Source organism: Micromonospora sp. NBC_00860 (genome assembly GCF_045207375.1).
GTDB classification, from domain to species: Bacteria; Actinomycetota; Actinomycetes; order Mycobacteriales; family Micromonosporaceae; genus Micromonospora; species Micromonospora vinacea.
This window is the reverse complement of the sequence record NZ_CP108825.1, coordinates 137,833-154,824: the sequence shown is the minus strand read 5'-3', so window position 1 is coordinate 154,824 and position 16,992 is coordinate 137,833. Positions and strand designations below refer to the sequence as shown.

The window sequence follows — 16,992 nt, the reverse complement described above, 5'->3', positions numbered from 1 at the left end:
CTCCTAATTGTGGTTAGGAGGGGCCCCTCGCCTCACACTAGGCGTTGTCGAGGGGCCCCTCCCGCCAGCTCAGGGCAGGGTCCACTTTTGGTTGGCGGCGGCGGTGCAGGTCCAGAGGTGGACCACCGTGCTGTCAGCGGAGCTGTTGCCGGAGACATCGAGGCACTTGCTCGACGACGTGTTGCGGAGGGTGCCGTCGGCCTGGGCGGCCCAGTTCTGCGCGGCGGTCCCGTTGCAGGTCCAGAGCTGGATCTTGGTGCCGTCGGCGGTGGCACCACCCGACACGTCCAGGCACTTGCCCAACGACTTGATCGTGGAGTTGGGGGTGACCGCCCAGGTCTGGGCGGCACTGGCGTTGCAGGTGTAGATCTGGATCTGCGTGCCGTCGGCCGTGGCGGCGTTGCGCACGTCCAGGCACTTGCCACCGAGGCCCTTGATCGCCCCGGCCCCACCGGCCGGGGGCGTCCCGGTCACGAAGGTGAAGGCGTCCAGGTCGTAGAGCGCCCCGGTGCCCGACCCGGCGAAGGTCAGGTAGAGCGTGGTCGTGCCGGTCGGCGGGTTGCTGATCGTCCCGGTGACCGTGGTGAAGGTCTCCCAGCCGCCGGTCACCGGGACCGTGGCCGAGCCGAGCACGGTGCCGGTGGCCGAGCCGGCCCGGACCTGGAGGGTGCCACCGGCGCCCGCCGAGGAGACCCGGGCGTTGAACGAGGTCACGTTGCCCAACCGGTAGGGCTGGAACGCGATCCAGTCGCCGTTGTTGATGTCGCCGACGGTCTTGCCGCCCTCGGCCGGGGTCTTGCTGAACACGTTGATCCCGGACGAGGTGCCGTAGAACTCGGCCTGGCGGTGCCGCGGCGGCAGCGTGTGCTGGGTGTGCGTGGTCAGCCCACCGGCGTCGGTGTACTCGGCGTCGAAGATCGCGAAGATGTTCGCCGCGTCGTCGTGCTCACCGTCGACCGGGATGGTGATCGAGCCCGAGCAGCCGGTCTTCGAGGTGATCTGGTGCCCGTGCTGGTCGTGCCCGAGCACGTAGGTCATCTTGACCTTCGTGCAGTCGATGGTGCCGTCCTCCGGGTCGGTCACAGTGATGCTGTACGGCACCGTGTCCCCGAAGCCGAACAGCTGACCGTTGCCCGGGTTGTTGATCGTGACGGTGGGCGCGGTGTTGCCGACGCTGATCTGCACGCTGCTGCTGCCGGTGGCGCCCTGCGGGTCGCGCACCGTCAGCGTGGCGGTGTAGGTGCCGTTGGCGCTGTAGGTCTTCGTCGGGTTGGCGGCGGTCGAGGTGGTTCCGTCGCCGAACGCCCACGAGTAGGTCAACGCGCCGCCCTCGGGGTCGGACGAGCCGGCCGAGGAGAAGGTCACCGCGAGCGGGGCCGCCCCGGAGGTGCGGTTGGCGCTGGCTTTCGCGGTGGGCGCCCGGTTGCCGCCGCCGACGTAGTCGAAGCGGTAGAGCGCCGAGTTGGCGTCACCGTTGAAGTAACCGGTGCCGTAGTCGAGGACGTAGTACGCGCCGTCCGGGCCGAACGCCGAGTCCATCACCTGCTTGCCGACCCAGGGGAAGGTGTCGATGGTGCCCCGGGAGCCGTCGGAGTTGACGTGGATCGGCTTGATCCAGCCCCGGCCGAACTCGGTGGCGAAGAACTGCCCGTCGAACGACTGCGGGAACTTGGTGGTGGAGGTCGACGAGGCGTTGTACCGGTAGACCGGGCCGCCCATCGGCGACTCGGAGCCACCGCCGAACTCGGTCGGGGTGCCGGCGTCGCCGGCGTACCGGATCCAGGCCGGCTGGGCCGGCGGCAGGGTGGTCAGGCCGGTGTTGCGGAACGAGTTGTTGGTCGGCCCGCCGGTGCAGTTGTACTTCGCGCCGCTGGCGCTGGTCGCGAAGTCGAACTCGTTGTACGTCTCGGTGCTGGTGTTGGTGCCGGTGCAGTACGGCCAGCCGTAGTTGCCCGGTGCCGCGACACGGTTGAACTCCACCTGGCCGGACGGCCCGCGGGTGGAGCTGGTGGAGCCGGCGTCCGGCCCGTAGTCACCGACGTAGACCACCCCGGTGGCCTTGTCCACGCTGATCCGGAACGGGTTGCGGAACCCCATCGCGTAGATCTCCGGCCGGGTCCTGGCCGTGCCGGGGGCGAACAGGTTGCCCGACGGGATGGAGTACGTGCCGTTGGCGTTCACCTTGATCCGCAGGATCTTGCCGCGCAGGTCGTTGGTGTTGCCGGCGCTGCGCTGCGCGTCGTACGCGGGGTTGCGGTTGGTCCGCTCGTCCAGCGGCGAGTAGCCGGACGACTCGAACGGGTTGGTGTCGTCGCCGGTGGACAGGTAGAGGTTGCCGGCGGCGTCGAAGTCGATGTCCCCACCGACGTGGCAGCACACACCCCGGCTGGCCGGGACGTCGAGCACGTCGACCTTGCTGGCCTGGTTGAGCGTGAAGTCCGAGTTGAGGGTGAACCGGGAGAGCCGGTTGACGCCGTTCCAGGCCGAGAAGTCGGTGCCGGTGGCCGGCGCGTCGCCGCTGGGGGTGGAGAGCGGCGGGGCGTAGTAGAGGTAGATGTAGCGGTTGCTGGCGAAGCCCGGGTCGACCCCGACGCCCTGCAACCCCTCCTCGTCGTGCGTGTAGACCGACAGGGTGCCGACCACTGAGGTGGTGCCGTTGGCGTCGGTGCGGCGCAGGGTGCCGTTGCGGGCGGTGTGCAGGACCGAGCGGTCCGGCAGGACCGCCAGCGACATCGGCTCACCCATGTCGGTCACGCCGCGGGCCAGCTCGACCTGCTGGAAGTCGCTGGCGACGATCGTGTGCGCCTGGGCGGGGGCCGAACCGGCGGCGAAGGTGACAGTGCCGGCGGCGACCGCCAGCAGCAGCGCTGATCCGGCGGAGAACCATCGTCGGGACCGTTGTCTGGGAGCGTCCTTCATGGACATCTGTGCTGTCCCTTCCTGACGTGTGACTGCCAGGCCGGGCGCGCGCCGTCGCGCCGGATGCCGTAGCGGTGATGGGGGGGTCGATGGGTTACCGCGCCGCCGGTTCACCTCGACGAAACATTGTCGTGTTGGTCACGACACTAAGTCGCACGTGTCGATGTGTCCATACCTTCCGGCGGTTCAGCATCAACTTTTGTCGATTTGATCGAAAGTCGCCGGTCAGGCGCGTCGGTCGATCGCCTGTCCGGCCAGCGCAACAAGGGCCGCGCGGGCCTCGTCGGCCACCATGGCGTTCTGCAGGGCGGCGAGCGCGGCCTCGGTCCGGACCCGGATCATCTGCTCGATCCGCTCCCGCGCACCGGTCGCCTCGATGATGTCGCGCAGCTCCGCCGCGCCCTCGGCGTCCAGGGCCGGGTTGCCGAACAGCTCGCGCAGCCGGAGGGTCTGCGGCCGGTCGGCCTCGCTGCGGGCCAGCGCCATCATGACTGTGGGCTTGCCCTCACGCAGGTCGTCCAGGACCGACTTCCCGGTCACCGCCGGGTCACCGAACACGCCCAGGACGTCGTCGCGGAGCTGGAACGCGTCCCCCAGCGGGTCACCGAACTCGCCGAGCGCGGCGATCAGCTCCGGCCCCGCGCCGGCCAGGGCCGCGCCGATCTGCAACGGCCGGGTCACCGTGTACCGGGCGGCCTTCATCCGGATCACGGTCAGCGCGCTGGCCACCGAGCCGTCACCCACGCCCGAGACCAGGTCCAGGTACTCCCCCGCGATCACCTCGGTACGCATCAGCGCGAACACGCCGTAGCCCCGGTGCACCTGCTCGGTGCTCAGCCCGCACTCGTGGAACATCTGATCCGACCAGGCCGCGCAGAGGTCCCCGCAGAGCAGCGCGGTGTTGCGGCCGTACGCCTCGGGGTCACCGCGCCACGACGAGCGGGCGTGCAGGTCGGCGAAGAGCCGGTGCACCGACGGCTCACCCCGGCGGCGGTCGCTGCCGTCCAGGATGTCGTCGTGGATCAGCGCGAACGCGTGGAACAGCTCCAGGGCCGCCGCGGCCACCACGATGGGGGTGCCGTCGGCCGCCCCCGCGCCGCGCCAGCCCCAGTAGCAGAAGAGCGGCCGCAACCGCTTGCCACCGGCCAGCACGAACCGTTGCAGCGCGGTGAACACGCCCCGCGGCGCCCCGTCCGGCCAGTCCGGGCCCTGCCGGCTGAGAAACCCGGCCAGCTCCGCGTCGAAGCGCGCCCGCAGTCCGCTGGCGTCGGTGGGCGCGACGGTGACCGTCATGAGCCCTCCCCCGACCCGCCAGTGCCGCCGGGGCTGAGGCCGGCCAGCTCCAGCAGCAGTGCCTTGACCTCGGTCGCCGCGATCTTGTCCCGCGCCGCCGTCGGGTCGGAGCAGAGCAGGACCGGGCCGTCCGCCGGGTCGTCCGGCAGCCGCCCGTGCGAGCCCCGCACCGCCCGCGCGCCGGCGTCCAGGCCGACAGCGCTCATCAGGTACCGCATGCCGAGCTTCTTGCGGGCCAGCGCCACCCCGGCGCGGGCCTTCGCGGCACCGGGGTTGGCTGGGTCGAAGAACAGCTCGGCCGGGTCGTAACCGGGCTTGCGGTGGATTTCCACCAGCCGGGCGAAATCCGGTGCCTGGGCGTCGTCCAGCCAGTAGTAGTAGGTGAACCAGGCGTCCGGCTCGGCCACCAGCACCAGCTCACCGGCGCGCGGATGGTCCAGCCCGTGTGCGGCCTTGCCCTCGGCGTCGAGCACCTCGGCCACGCCGGGCAGGCCGGCGCAGAGCTTCGCCACCGCCGGCACGTCGGCCGGATCCTTGACGTAGACGTGGGCGATCTGGTGGTCGGCGACAGCGAACGCCTTCGACGTCCACGGGTCGAGGTACTCCATGCCCGCCTGGGTGTGCACCCGCAAAAGGCCCTCGGCGCGCAGCAGTCGGTTGACGTCCACCGGGCGGGACACGTCGGTGATGCCGTACTCCGACAACACCACCACTGTGGCGTCCCGCGCTCGGGCGGCGTCCAGGAGTGGACCGAGCACCGTGTCCAGCTCCGCTGCCGCGGCGGCGGCCTGGGCCGACGACGGGCCGAAACGTTGCAGGTCGTAGTCCAGGTGCGGGACGTAGACCAGGGTCAGGTCGGGTGACACGTCGGCGAGGATCTGCTCGGCCGCCTGGCAGATCCACCGCGACGACGGCAACCCGGCGGTCGGCCCCCAGTAGGTGAAGAGCGGGAAGGTGCCCAGCCGCCCGGTGAGCGCGTCGTGCAGCTCCGGCGGGTCGGTGTAGCAGTCCGGCTCCTTGCGTCCGTCGGCGTAGTAGACCGGGCGGGGCGTCACCGTCCAGTTGACGTCCGCGCCCATGGCGTACCACCAGCAGACGTTTGCCACTGTGTAGCCGGGTTCGGCCCGACGGGCGGCCTGCCAGAGCTTGTCCCCGCCGACCAGCGCGTTGTGCTGCCGCCACAGCAACACCTCGCCCAGCTCCCGGAAATACCACCCGTTGCCGACGATCCCGTGCCCGCTGGGCGCCTCGCCGGTGAGGAAGGTCGACTGCACCGAGCAGGTCACGGCGGGCAGCACCGTGCCCAGCTCGGCCCGGAAGCCGCCGTCGGCGACCCCCCGCAGTCGAGGCATGTGCGCCAGTAGTCGGGGCGTCAACCCCACCACGTCGAGGACCACCAGTCGCCGACTCATCGCGTCACTCCCATGCTCACGGTTCGCTCTGTGGTCAGGCCGAGGCCGACCAGTTCGTCCCGGGCGAAGGCCAGCTCCGCGGCGATGCCGGCGGCCAGCTCCGCGTCGGTGCCGGGCCGTCGTGCGGCCGGCAGCACCCCCCAGGTGTACGTCTCGACGTCGAGGTGGTCACAGCCGGCGGTCGGGCCGTCGAAGAGCGCTCTCAGGGCCGCGCGGAGCACCGGCACCGTCGAGCCGAGCGGTTCCTCGGGTGGAGCGTGCAGGGGCACGTGGTAGTGCACCCGCCACGGCCCCGGTAGCGCCCGGTCCAGTGCCTCGTCCAGGTCGTCGGCCGCGTACGCCGGGTCGGCCGGGTCGGCCAGACCGGCGCAACCGGCGCCCCGGGTCTGGTGCAGGAAGCGTGGCTCCACCCAGCGGCGCAACGCCTCGGCCCCGCCCTCCGGGTCGGCGGCCTCGACGGCGGCGGAGACCTGCACCTTCACCACCGGCAGTCCGGCCGCCCGCAGTCGTTCCAGCGCCTCGGCCGGCTCTTCCCAGGCGCAGGCCAGGTGGGCCAGGTCGAGGCAGACACCCAGCCGATCGGTGTCCATCCCGGACAGCAACCCGGCCGCCTGACCGGTGCTCTCCACCACACAGCCGGGCTCCGGTTCGAAGGCGATCCGCACCTCACGCCCGGTGTCCCGCTGCACGTCGGCAAGGCCGGCGGCCAACTGGTCCAGCCGGCGTCGGGCCGCGTCGGCCCGGCCGGTGTCCCACGGTCGACGCCAGGCCAGCGGCAGAGTGGAGATCGAACCCCGGGCGGCGTCGTCGGGCAGCAGGTCGGCGAGCACCCGGGCCAGATTCAGCGTGTACGTCAGGCGCTGCTCGGTGGTCCAGTCCGGGTGGTACACGTCCTGCTTGACCACCGGCGCCTGGAAGGCCGCGTACGGGAAGCCGTTGAGGGTGACCACCTCCAGCCCCCGCGCGTCCAGCTCGGTGCGCAACCGGCGGCGGAGCGTCGGGTCGGCGGCCAGTTCGGCGGCGACCGGGGCGGCCAGCCACAGGCCGAGCCCGAGCAGGTCGCTGCCGAGCGCCTCGCGGACCGGCACCGCGTAGATGTCCAGTTGACCGAGGATGCCGGCGAGGTCCTCGGCGGGGTGCACGTTGGTGCAGTAGCCGAGGTGGACGGCCTCGCCGCCGGCATGTCGCAGCCGCATCAGCTGCCGCCGCGCAGGATCGAGTTGCCGGTCTGCGGGTCCACGGCCGCGGCGACGTCCAGGTCGCTGAGGTCGAGCCGCCCCGACTGCCCGTAGAACTCCACCGGGTTTCGCCACAGCACCTTGTCGACGTCATCGTCGCTGAAGCCGGCCGCGAGCATCGCCTCGCCGGTAGCCCGGGTCAGCAGCGGGTCGGAGCGTCCCCAGTCGGCCGCCGAGTTGACCAGCATCCGTTCCGTGCCGTACTCCCGCAGCAACTCCACCATCCGCTGCGGGGTCATCTTGGTGTCCGGATAGATGGAGAAACCCAGCCAGCAGCCGCTGTCGCGGACCAGCTTCACCGTCACCTCGTTGAGGTGGTCGACCACCACCCGTCCCGCGTCGATGCCGGACTCGGCGACCACGGCCAGGGTCCGCTCGCAGCCGCGCGCCTTGTCCCGGTGCGGGGTGTGCACCAGCGCCGGCAGGTCGTACGCCACGGCGAGGGCGAGCTGCGCCGCGAACGCCTCGTCCTCCTCGGGGGTCATCGAGTCGTACCCGATCTCGCCGACCGCGACCACCGCGTCCTTGTCGAGGTAGCGGGGCAGCAGGTCGAGGACCGGGCGGCAGCGCGGGTCGTTGGCCTCCTTCGGGTTCAGCGCGATGGTGGCGAAGTGGCGCACCCCGAACTGCCCGGCCCGGAACGGCTCCCAGCCGATCAGCGAGTCGAAGTAGTCGGTGAACGAGGCGGCGCTGGTGCGCGGCTGACCCAGCCAGAACGCCGGCTCGACCACCGCGCGTACTCCGGCGGCTGCCATCCGTTCGTAGTCGTCCGTGGTGCGTGAGGTCATGTGGATGTGGGGGTCGAAGATGCGCATTCACGCCTCCCGGGGCAGTGCGGCGGTGAGCCGGTCGAGCAGGTCGGTGGCGTCGGCGGGCAGGTCCCGGCCGGCGGCGTGCCGTTCGGCGGCCAGCGCGGCCAGCATCGCTGTCAGCTCGCTGTCGGCCCGGCTGTCCAGGTCGGCCACGCCGGCCAGGGGGACGCCGCTGAACACGCACTTGAGCACCGCCTGCCGCCAGGCGGCCTGGTCGAGGTGCCGGGCGTACGGGCCGAGCGCGGCGGCGACCAGCCGGGTGTCGTTGGTCCGGATCGCGTCGTGCAGCAACGGAACCCCGTCGGCGCCGATCGGCAGCAGCGGCAGGGCGCGCAGCACGGCTCGTCGTTCGGCAGCGTCACCGTGGTGGTAGAGGCGCTCGGCGTACTCCGCGTGCTCGCCGGGCAGGCTGGTGAGCAGCAGCACCCGGGCCGCGTCGTCGGCGGTCCAGCCGGGGGCGTCGGGCAGAGCGCCCCGACCGCAGCGTCGGCCGACGGCGGGAAAGAGCCGGGTGATCGCGGTGGGCTCGGTGCTGACCCGGCGCAGCGCCGTGTCCAGCCAATCGGGATCGGGTACGCCTCGCAGCGCGGCCCGTAGTGAATCCGGTGTCATCCCGTCTCCTCCCTTGGTGCTGCTCCCCGGTGCCCCGCCACCCTTTGCTCTGCACCTACATATGCACCGGGGCCTCTTCGGCGGGTGTCGCCTCGGCAGGTGTCGCCTCGGCGGGTGCAGAGCAAAGGGTGCGGACACTGTCGTGATCGGTGGCCGCGGCGGCGCGCAGGAACTCGATCGACCGGGCGGCCACGGCGGGTGCGGCGTGCGAGTCGCGGGGCAACTCCACAGCGACCAGCCCCTGGTAGCCGGCCGCCGCCAGGGCAGCCAGCACCGGCGGGAAGTCGATCTCGCCGACGCCGAACTCCAGGTGCTCGTGCACGCCTCGGCGCATGTCGTCGATCTGCACGTTGACCAGGTGGTCGGCCACCTCGGCGACGCACTGCGGCACCGGCCAGGGCTCCAGGCACCGGCAGTGGCCGATGTCGAGGGTGATGCCGAAACGGGCCGGGTTGTCGAGTGCGGCGTGCAGCCGACGCCAGTCCCCGATGTCCTGCACCAGCATGCCGGGCTCCGGTTCGAAGCCGAGGGTGACGCCGGCGGTGTCGGCCGCGTCGACCACTGTGGCGCAGCCTGCCACCAGCCGGTCCCAGGCGCACTGCGGTGACACCGCCTCGGGTCGGACACCGGCCCAGAACGAGACCGCCTCCGCGCCCAGGTCGGCGCCGATCCGCACGGCCCGGCGCAGGAACTCGATCCGCCGGGTCGGGTCGTCGTGCAGCAACGTCGGTGCGTGCTTCTGCCACGGGTCGAGCAGGTAGCGGGCCCCGGTCTCGATGACCACCCCCAGGCCCAGCGACTCCAACCGTCGACCGACAGCGGCGACCCGGCGGGTGAGCCCGGGCGCGAACGGGTCCAGGTGGTCGTGGTCCAGGGTGAGCGCCACCCCGTCGTAGCCGAGGTCGGCGATGACGGCGATCGCGTCGTCGAGGCGGTGGTTGGCGAAGCCGTTCGTGCCGTACCCGAGGCGCAGCGTGGTGGCGTCGGCGGCCGGCGCACCGGGCCGGGGCTCGGGGACGCTCATGTCGGGGAGACCTTCCGGGCCAGCCGTCGACCCAGCGGCGCGGCCGCCGCGACGGCCACCCCGAGCAGACCCGCTCCACCCCGTGCGGTGAGGGCCCCCTGGAGGGCCGGCAACCCGGTGATCCCGGCGCCGACGGCCGCGCGGACCCGCCCGGCCGACGGGTCCCGGACCACCTCGGCCTGGGCCGCGCCGTAGCGGGCGGCGTACCAGCCGGCCAGCACTGCGGGCAGCACCGCAACCCGCCGAGGGGCGGCGACGGCACTGGCGGCGACCAACGCGGTGCCGGCGAGGGTACGCATCGGCAGGGTGGCGTCGGCGCCGGTGACCTCCCGGCGGGACAGCGCGGTGACCGTCCAGGTGTGCGCGGCGACGGTGGCCGCCGCCGGCAACGCCCGGGTCATCCGGCCATTGGACGCGCCGAGCAGCACGTCCAGCCCCCGGCAGGCGGCCATCACGGCCGGACCGGCGGCGGTGTTCTTGGCCAGCAGATCGTACCCCCAGATGGTGGCGGCCAGCGGCACGGCGAGCGCGGCGGCGCGGCGACCGCCCACGGCGGCGGCCAGGCCCACGCCGGCGGCCGTGAGGCCCGCCGCGAGACCGACAGCGGCGGCCGGGGTGACCCGCCCGCTGGGGATCGGCCGCTCGGGCCGTTCCTCGGCGTCCAGGCGCCGGTCGGCCCAGTCGTTGGCGGCCATGCCGGCCCAGTAGAGCAGCACCGAGGCGCCGGCCAGGCCGGGGGTACGCGGGCTCAACGCGCCGGCAGCCGCGGCCCCGGCGATCACGTCACCGGGCACCGAGAGCGCGGCCGGTGCCCGGACCAGCTCGGCGAGATCAGCCAACGTTGTCATGGTCACTGTCCCCGCCGTCGTGCAGGTGCCGGGTGAAGGCGGTCAGCCGGGCCCACTGCTCGCCCAGCGAGTGGGTGGGCGTGCCCAGCGGGTCCTTGAAGAAGAAGCCAAGGTCGGCCAGCGGACCCACCTGCCCGGCGGCGTGCGCGGCGGCGGTGAGTCGGGCCAGGTCGAGCACCAGCGGCGCGGCCAGCGCGGAGTCACAGCCGTGCCAGGTGAACTCCATCCGCATGCCGGTGCCGAGGAACCCGCTGAAGGTGATCAGATCCCAGGCGGTCTTGAAGTCGCCCAGTTCCTCGACGTACTCGATCCGGGTGCCGCCCTGCGGAACGTAGCCCAGCGTCTCGCCGAGCACCCGCTGCTTGCTCTGCACCTTCGCCGCGTTCGCGGCCGGGTCGGCGAGGGTGGCGCCGTCGCCACCACCGAGCAGGTTGACCCCGGACCAGGAGCCCACGGCCAGGTTGCGCATCGCGAACATCGGCGCGAGCACCGACTTGACCAGGGTCTCCCCGGTCTTGCCGTCGTGCCCGGCGTACGGCAGTCGGGCCTCCTCGGCCAGCGCGGCCAGCGCCGGCAGCCGCAGCCCGGTGGACGGGGTGAAGTCGACGTACGGGCAGCCGGCGAGCACTGCCGCGTACGCGTAGAGGGAGCTGACCGGCAGCACCTCGTCCGGCCCGTCGAGGGCGGCGCGCAGCGCGGCCGGGTCGGCGTGCCCGGGGTGCGGTCCAGGGGCCGGCTCGGTGGCGGAGACGTTGACCACCACCACCCGGTCCAGTTCGTGGCGCTCGCGGAAGCTGGTCAGGTCGCGGACCACGGCGGCGGCCCGGTCGGCCTGGGTGTCGCCGACCGGCGCGGGGCGCAGCTCCTGCTCGACCATGCCCAGTTCGTCGCGGAGCGCGGCGACCAGCCGCCAGGGGATGACACCGGCGTCAGCGAGGGCCTCGGCGCGCTTGCACAGCGGGGTGGTGGCCAGGTCATGTCCGCCGAAGACCAGATCGGCGAAGGCCGGCAGGGCCGGGCCGCGCAGCTCGGGAAGCTCGGTGACGCAGCCGGTGGGCCCGGCCAGGCCGGCCCGCAGCGCGAGCCCCCCGACGATGCTGGTGGTCGCGACGGAACCGCGCGCTCCTACCAGCCAGACACCTGTTCGCATGGTGCTCCTTCCCCTTCGCGAGGAACCGTCGGTACCGGCAAATATAGGAATATCAGAATATGTTTCGGAAAGATACGGCCGGGTTTCGGAAAGTTTCGGGCTGGGTGGATGGGCCCCGTCCGCTCGCCCCGCACCGGAACAGCACCGGCTTCCGACGTCGGCGTCGGCGGCGACGACGCCGGACCGGATCCCGGCAGGTGCGAGCAGACGGGGCTGGTAGGCAGGGTCGGGTCGGCGTCTCGACCCTGCCTCCCCCGCATCCGGCCGGTCGGGGCGTTGGCATGCCCCGGCCGGGCGTCTCAGGCCGCCGCGGCGGGCGGTGTCATCAGGTCCTCCGGAAGTCACCGGTGGTGGCGGTCCTCCGGTGCGGCCGGGGAATCCCGGTCCGGTCGCACCGGACGACCGTCCTGCTCGTGCGCCACCGGGCCGTGGGGCCCGGCTGCACGCTCACCGATGCCGACCTCTGTCCCGGCCACGGGGCGCAATCCGTGGCTGGTCCCTCGCCGGTCGGCGTCGGAAAGCCGGTCGGGCGACGGCGGTGCGAACACCGCCGTCGCGGATGGTCGATGGTCAGACAGCCGCCGCGGTCAGCGTCGGTTCCACCTCGGCCCAGGATGAGCCGAGCTCCGCCGAACGGGCCACCGCGTCCAGCACCAGCTGGACCTGCAACGCGTCGGCGAAGGAGGGAGTCGGGTCGACACCGGTGGCGACCGCCTCGATGAAGTCGCGCATCTCGTGCGTGAACGAGTGCTCGTAGCCGATGATGTGGCCCGGGGGCCACCACGCCGACATGTACGGGTGCTCGCCCTCGGTCACCAGGATGCGGTTGAAGCCCTGCTCCACAGCCGGGCGGGTCGCGTCGTAGAACTCCAGCTCATTGAGGCGCTCTAGGTCGAAGACCACGCTGCCCAGCGAGCCGTTGATCTCGACACGCAGCGCGTTCTTACGGCCTGTCGCGAACCGGCTCGCCTCGTACGTGGCCAGGGCGCCACCGTCGAGCCGCGCCACGAAGACCGCGGCGTCGTCGACGGTGACCGTTCCGGTGGGCGCCGTGTGGCCGTCCACCGAGGCCGCCAGACCGCTCGACTCGGCCGGCAACGGCCGCTCCTTGACGAAGGTCTCGGTGACCGCGCTGACGCCGCTGATCCGCTGACCCGTCACGAACTGGGTCAGGTCGATGATGTGCGCACCGATGTCACCGAGCGCGCCGGAGCCCGCCCTGTCCTTCTGCAACCGCCAGACCAGCGGGAACTGCGGGTCCACGATCCAGTCCTGCAGGTACGTCGCACGGACGTGTCGAATCACCCCGAGCCGTCCGTCGGCGACCAACTGGCGCATCATCGTGACCGCGGGGACCCGGCGGTAGTTGAACCCGCACATCGACCGCACTCCGGCGGCCCGGGCGACATCCGCCGCAGCGGTCATCGCCCGTGCCTCCTCCACCGAGTTGGCCAACGGCTTCTCGCACAGAACGTGCTTGCCTGCGGCCAACGCGGCGAGAGCGATCTCGGCGTGACTGTCTCCCGGGGTGCAGATGTCGACGACGTCGATGTCGTCCCGGTTGATCAGGTCACGCCAGTCGGTGGTGTACGCGTCCCAGCCGAGTGTGTCGGCGGCGTCAGCCACCTTCGCTGTGTCTCGGCCGCAGATCAACGCCATCCGGGCCCGCGCCGGCAGGTCGAAGACGCGGTTCACGGTGCGCCACGCCTGTGAGTGCGCGGCGCCCATGAACGCGTAGCCGACCATGCCGACCCGCAGTTCTTTGTCTGTCGTGGACAAGGTGGGTCTCCCCCCGTATGTCAGAACCCGAGCTTGTCGTAGCTGCTCGCGTTCTCCTTGGTGATCGTCTCCGAGGCCAGAGTCACTTCCTTGGGCACCTGCAGCTCCGTCAGGTCGCCCAGGCCCCGACCCTGCGCGATGAGCCGCGCGAGCGAGACGGCCGAGGAGGCCATCGACGGGTTGTAGGTGACAGTGGCCTTCAGCACGGTGTTGTCGGCCTTGATCGCGTCGATCGCGAGCTTGGAGCCCGCGCCGCCGACCATGAAGAACTCCGACCGGTTGGCCTGCTTGATGGCCGCGAGCACACCGATACCCTGGTCGTCGTCGTGGTTCCAGATGGCGTCGATCTTCGGCAGCGCCTGGAGCAGCTGGGACGCCTCGCGCTGGCCGCTGTCCGAGGTGAACTCGGCCGAACGACGGTTGCCCACCTTGAACCCGTAGGTCGCCAGGGCGGCCTTGAAGCCCTCGCTGCGCTCGACGGTCAGCGGGATCTCCAGACCGGCGATCTCACCGATGACCGGGTTGGCGACGCCCTTGTCCTTGAGCATCTTGCCGATGAAGTGCCCGGCCGAGACGCCCATGCCGTAGTTGTCGCCCTTGATGACCAGCCGCGAGGCCAGCGCGTCGGGGAACGCCCGGTCGAGGTTCACGATCGGGATGCCCGCCTGCATGGCCTGGAGGGCAACGGCGTTGACCTCCTTGCCGTCGTGCGGCAGCACGACGATGATGTCCGGCTTCTGGGCGATCAGGGTGCCGAGCGTGGAACGCTGGGCCTCGGAGTTCGACCCGCCGTCGACCTCCTTGAACTCCACGTCCGAGTAGGCCGCGGCCTGCGCCTTGGCGTTGGCGTGGATAGCGCCCATCCAGCCGTGGTCGGCGGCCGGGGCGGAGAAGCCGATGACGACCTTCTTGCCCGGGGCGTTGTTGCCCTCGGCGTTTCCGGCGGCCTTGGTCTGGGTGCTGGCGGCCGGGGTCTCGTTGCTGGTGCAGGCGGTGAGCAGGGTGGCAGCGCCCACTGCGGCTCCACCGAAGAGCAACCGGCGGCGCGACAGGTCGCGACTGTGCTGGGTCATGAATGACCTCCTGGGAGCGGGATTTGACTTGTTGAGGGTGTGCGAGGCCCGGCCAGCGTCGAATTCTCGACGTCGCCAGGACAACGGTGCGGTGCGTCAGGTTGCGGTGGTGACCCTGTTCCGCGCGAGGAGCCGAGTGACTGACTTGAACTGGAACTGCTGGACCAGGACGGCGGCGACGATGATGCCGCCCTTGACCATGTTCTGCGCCTCGATGGAGAGGCCGTTGATGGCGAAGAGGTTCGTGATGGTGGCGAAGATGATGACGCCGAGCAGCGAGCCGACGATGGTGCCCCGACCGCCGCTGAGCAACGTCCCGCCGATGATCGCCGCGGCGATCGCGTCCAACTCGTACAGGTTGGCCATCGCCGCCTGCGCCGAGGTCGCCTGCGAGGTGAGCATGATCGCGGCGATGCCGCAGCACAGACCGGAGAGCGCGTAGAGCAGCATGGTGTGCCGCCGGACGTTGATGCCGGCCAACCGGGCCGCCTCCGGGTTACCGCCGACGGCGATGGTCCGCCGGCCGAAGGTCGTGCGGTTGAGCACCACCCAACCGGCCAGCACGACCGCGCCGAGGATGTAGACGAGGATCGGGATACCGATCACCTTGCGCGCCGCGATGTCGTTGATGAACGTGCTGCTCGACACCTGGGTCTGCTTGTTGGAGATCGACGCCGCGAGCCCTCGCGCGGCCACCAGCATCGCCAGCGTCGCGATGAAGGGGACCAGCCGCCCGTACGAGATGAGCACACCGTTGACGAGGCCGACGCAGATGCCGACCGCGAGGGCGGCGAAGATCATGCCGCCGGCGCCGTAGCTCTGGGTGGCCACCGTGGTGCACCAGACCCCGGCCAGCGCGACGATCGCGCCGACCGACAGGTCGATGCCACCACCGATGATCACGAAGGTCATGCCGACAGTGACCACACCGACGACCGAGGCCAACTGGAGGATGGCCAGGACGTTGTTCCAGACCCAGTTCGGGTCGCCGTACAGGTCGGGCTTGGTGACCGCGCCGACCACGATGAGCGCGGCCAGCACCCCGATCAGACCGAGGTTGCGCTTGGCGCCGTCGCCACCGTCACCCCGCCACCAGGAGAGCTTGCCCCCGGATCCTGCCTTGTTATTGGCCACCGCCGTCTCCGCCGGGTCCACCGGCGGCGACTGCGCCGGAAGCTGCGGGCGCTCCGGTGTCGCGGTGGGAGTGGGAGTCGCGTCGCTCATGCCGGTGCGCCTTCCATCAAGGACCCCGCCATCACGAGGTCAAGCACAGTGTTCTCGTCGAGTTCGCCGGCCGCGGCTTCGCGGACGACCCGCCCTTCCCGCATCACCAGCACCCGGTCGGCCAGACCCAGCACCTCGGGCACCTCGCTGGAGACCAGCAGCACCCCCACGCCCTGAGCGGCCAATGCCCGGATGACCTGGTAGAGCTCGGCCCGGGCGCCCACGTCCACACCCCGGGTCGGCTCGTCGAGGAGCAGCAACTTGGTGCCGCCGAGCAGCCAACGCCCGACCACCACCTTCTGCTGGTTGCCGCCGGACAGCGTGCGTACCGGCCGGTCGACGTCCCGGGGCCGCAGCTCCAGGGTCTCCGCGATCCGGTCCGCCTCGGCGCGTTCCTTGGCGGCGTTGGTGAAGCCGAGCCGCGCGTACCGGCCGAAGGTGGCCAGCGTGACGTTGCGGTAGATCGGCTCGCCGAGCAGCAGCGCCTGGCTCTTGCGTTCCTCCGGGGCCATCCCCATGCCGGCGCGAACCGCCGCGCCGACACCGGGACGCAGGACCTTCCCGTCCATCCGCACCGTGCCGGCCTCCGGGAGGCGGGCACCGTAGATCGTCTCCAGCAGTTCGGAGCGACCGGAGCCGACCAGGCCCGCGATGCCCACGATCTCCCCGGCGCGCACGCTCAGCGAGACGTCGGCGAACTCGCCGGCGCGGGTCAACCCCTCCACCTGGAGCAGGTCGGCGCCGGCGGAGTCCTCGGTCGGCCGGTCCGGGAAGACGTACTCGATGGTGCGGCCGGTCATCCGGCTCACCAGGTCGCGGGTCGGGGTGTCGCGCGCCGGCAGGTTCGCCGCCGTGGTCCGGCCGTCCTTGAGTACGGTGACCCGGTCGCCGATCTCGCGGATCTCCTCCAGCCGGTGGGAGATGTAGATGACGGCGATGCCCTGCGCGGTCAGCTCACGGATGATCCGGAACAGGTTGCCGACCTCGTCGTGGGCCAGCACCGCGCTCGGCTCGTCCATGATGATCAGTCGGGCCTCGTGCGACAGCGCCCGCGCCATGCTGACGATCTGCTTGCCGGCCGCCGGCAGTGACCGGACCATCCGCCCGGGCGGAATCTCACCGTGGCCGAGCCGGCTGAGGATCTGCCGGGTGTGCCGGGCCATCCGGCCGCGCCGGACGAAACCGAAGCTGCGGTACTCGTGCCCGAGGAACGCGTTCTCCGCCACCGACAGGTCCTCGACGAGGTCGAGCTCCTGGTAGATGGTGGCGATGCCCGCCTTCATGGCGGCCTGCGGGTTGGCGAACGTGGCCGGCTCACCGCGCCACTCCACCTGCCCGGAATCCGGTTGGTGCACCCCGGCGAGAACCTTGATGAGGGTGGACTTGCCGGCGCCGTTCTGCCCGAGCAGGCAGTGCACCTCGCCGGCACGCACCTCAAGCTGCACGCCGTCGAGCGCGCGTACGCCGGGGAAGGTCTTCACCAGGTCGGTGAGGCGCAGGACCACCTCGCCCGCGACGGTGTCGGCGGGAGCCTCGACCAGCGGCGCCTCGGCGACGGCCTCGGCCGACGCGGTGGCGGGGTCATCCTCGGGCAGAGCCACAGTCTCC

General features: G+C 71.6%; 13 protein-coding genes. All 13 read right to left on the bottom strand.

All coding sequences use genetic code 11. The features are described 5' to 3' along the window. Nucleotides 1-69 precede the first annotated feature (69 nt). Entirely contained in the window at nucleotides 70-2,925 is a 2,856-nt protein-coding gene (locus OH804_RS00725; protein ID WP_406062066.1) for a PQQ-dependent sugar dehydrogenase, read from the bottom strand. 219 nt (nucleotides 2,926-3,144) lie between these two features. Further along, nucleotides 3,145-4,212, bottom strand: coding sequence for a polyprenyl synthetase family protein (locus OH804_RS00720; RefSeq protein ID WP_196919220.1), 1,068 nt, complete (start codon nucleotides 4,210-4,212; stop codon nucleotides 3,145-3,147). Further along, nucleotides 4,209-5,624, bottom strand: a complete 1,416-nt coding sequence (locus tag OH804_RS00715) for an alkaline phosphatase family protein (RefSeq protein ID WP_406062064.1) — start codon at nucleotides 5,622-5,624, stop codon at nucleotides 4,209-4,211. Before OH804_RS00715 ends, OH804_RS00720 begins: the two co-directional genes overlap by 4 nt. Further along, nucleotides 5,621-6,820, bottom strand: coding sequence for a metabolite traffic protein EboE (gene eboE, locus OH804_RS00710; protein WP_406062062.1), 1,200 nt, complete (start codon nucleotides 6,818-6,820; stop codon nucleotides 5,621-5,623). Before eboE ends, OH804_RS00715 begins: the two co-directional genes overlap by 4 nt. Further along, the gene (locus OH804_RS00705) at nucleotides 6,820-7,677 is read right to left on the bottom strand and encodes a TatD family hydrolase (protein ID WP_196919223.1); all 858 of its coding nucleotides are present in this window, start codon (nucleotides 7,675-7,677) and stop codon (nucleotides 6,820-6,822) included. Before OH804_RS00705 ends, eboE begins: the two co-directional genes overlap by 1 nt. Further along, nucleotides 7,678-8,286 carry an EboA domain-containing protein gene (locus OH804_RS00700; RefSeq protein WP_196919224.1) on the bottom strand — a complete coding sequence of 203 codons (609 nt, stop codon included), beginning with the start codon at nucleotides 8,284-8,286 and terminating at the stop codon, nucleotides 7,678-7,680. A gap of 55 nt (nucleotides 8,287-8,341) precedes the next feature. Further along, a complete protein-coding gene (locus OH804_RS00695) occupies nucleotides 8,342-9,310 on the bottom strand; it encodes a sugar phosphate isomerase/epimerase family protein (protein WP_406062059.1) in 969 nt (322 codons plus the stop codon). Further along, the gene (locus OH804_RS00690) at nucleotides 9,307-10,158 is read right to left on the bottom strand and encodes an SCO3242 family prenyltransferase (protein WP_406062057.1); all 852 of its coding nucleotides are present in this window, start codon (nucleotides 10,156-10,158) and stop codon (nucleotides 9,307-9,309) included. Before OH804_RS00690 ends, OH804_RS00695 begins: the two co-directional genes overlap by 4 nt. Continuing rightward, nucleotides 10,142-11,308: an inositol-3-phosphate synthase gene (locus OH804_RS00685; protein ID WP_406062055.1), complete on the bottom strand. Its 1,167-nt coding sequence runs from the start codon at nucleotides 11,306-11,308 to the stop codon at nucleotides 10,142-10,144. The genes OH804_RS00690 and OH804_RS00685 overlap by 17 nt, the downstream gene beginning before the upstream one ends. A gap of 570 nt (nucleotides 11,309-11,878) precedes the next feature. Further along, on the bottom strand, nucleotides 11,879-13,054 hold the full coding sequence (locus OH804_RS00680) for a Gfo/Idh/MocA family protein (RefSeq protein WP_406066379.1): 1,176 nt from the start codon (nucleotides 13,052-13,054) through the stop codon (nucleotides 11,879-11,881). 53 nt (nucleotides 13,055-13,107) lie between these two features. Next, on the bottom strand, nucleotides 13,108-14,160 hold the full coding sequence (locus OH804_RS00675) for a substrate-binding domain-containing protein (protein ID WP_196919228.1): 1,053 nt from the start codon (nucleotides 14,158-14,160) through the stop codon (nucleotides 13,108-13,110). Between the two features lie 96 nt (nucleotides 14,161-14,256). Then, entirely contained in the window at nucleotides 14,257-15,384 is a 1,128-nt protein-coding gene (locus OH804_RS00670) for an ABC transporter permease (protein WP_091408995.1), read from the bottom strand. Then, on the bottom strand, nucleotides 15,381-16,889 hold the full coding sequence (locus tag OH804_RS00665) for a sugar ABC transporter ATP-binding protein (RefSeq protein WP_406066377.1): 1,509 nt from the start codon (nucleotides 16,887-16,889) through the stop codon (nucleotides 15,381-15,383). The genes OH804_RS00670 and OH804_RS00665 overlap by 4 nt, the downstream gene beginning before the upstream one ends. Between the last annotated feature and the right edge of the window lie 103 nt (nucleotides 16,890-16,992).

Excerpts from the sequence above, each read along its gene's own strand:
- OH804_RS00725 (WP_406062066.1), bottom strand. The coding sequence starts at position 2,925 with ATGTCCATGAAGGACGCTCCCAGACAACGGTCCCGACGATGGTTCTCC.
- OH804_RS00720 (WP_196919220.1), bottom strand. The coding sequence starts at position 4,212 with ATGACGGTCACCGTCGCGCCCACCGACGCCAGCGGACTGCGGGCGCGC.
- OH804_RS00715 (WP_406062064.1), bottom strand. The coding sequence starts at position 5,624 with ATGAGTCGGCGACTGGTGGTCCTCGACGTGGTGGGGTTGACGCCCCGA.
- eboE (WP_406062062.1), bottom strand. The coding sequence starts at position 6,820 with ATGCGGCTGCGACATGCCGGCGGCGAGGCCGTCCACCTCGGCTACTGC.
- OH804_RS00705 (WP_196919223.1), bottom strand. The coding sequence starts at position 7,677 with ATGCGCATCTTCGACCCCCACATCCACATGACCTCACGCACCACGGAC.
- OH804_RS00700 (WP_196919224.1), bottom strand. The coding sequence starts at position 8,286 with ATGACACCGGATTCACTACGGGCCGCGCTGCGAGGCGTACCCGATCCC.
- OH804_RS00695 (WP_406062059.1), bottom strand. The coding sequence starts at position 9,310 with ATGAGCGTCCCCGAGCCCCGGCCCGGTGCGCCGGCCGCCGACGCCACC.
- OH804_RS00690 (WP_406062057.1), bottom strand. The coding sequence starts at position 10,158 with ATGACAACGTTGGCTGATCTCGCCGAGCTGGTCCGGGCACCGGCCGCG.
- OH804_RS00685 (WP_406062055.1), bottom strand. The coding sequence starts at position 11,308 with ATGCGAACAGGTGTCTGGCTGGTAGGAGCGCGCGGTTCCGTCGCGACC.
- OH804_RS00680 (WP_406066379.1), bottom strand. The coding sequence starts at position 13,054 with ATGGTCGGCTACGCGTTCATGGGCGCCGCGCACTCACAGGCGTGGCGC.
- OH804_RS00675 (WP_196919228.1), bottom strand. The coding sequence starts at position 14,160 with ATGACCCAGCACAGTCGCGACCTGTCGCGCCGCCGGTTGCTCTTCGGT.
- OH804_RS00670 (WP_091408995.1), bottom strand. The coding sequence starts at position 15,384 with ATGAGCGACGCGACTCCCACTCCCACCGCGACACCGGAGCGCCCGCAG.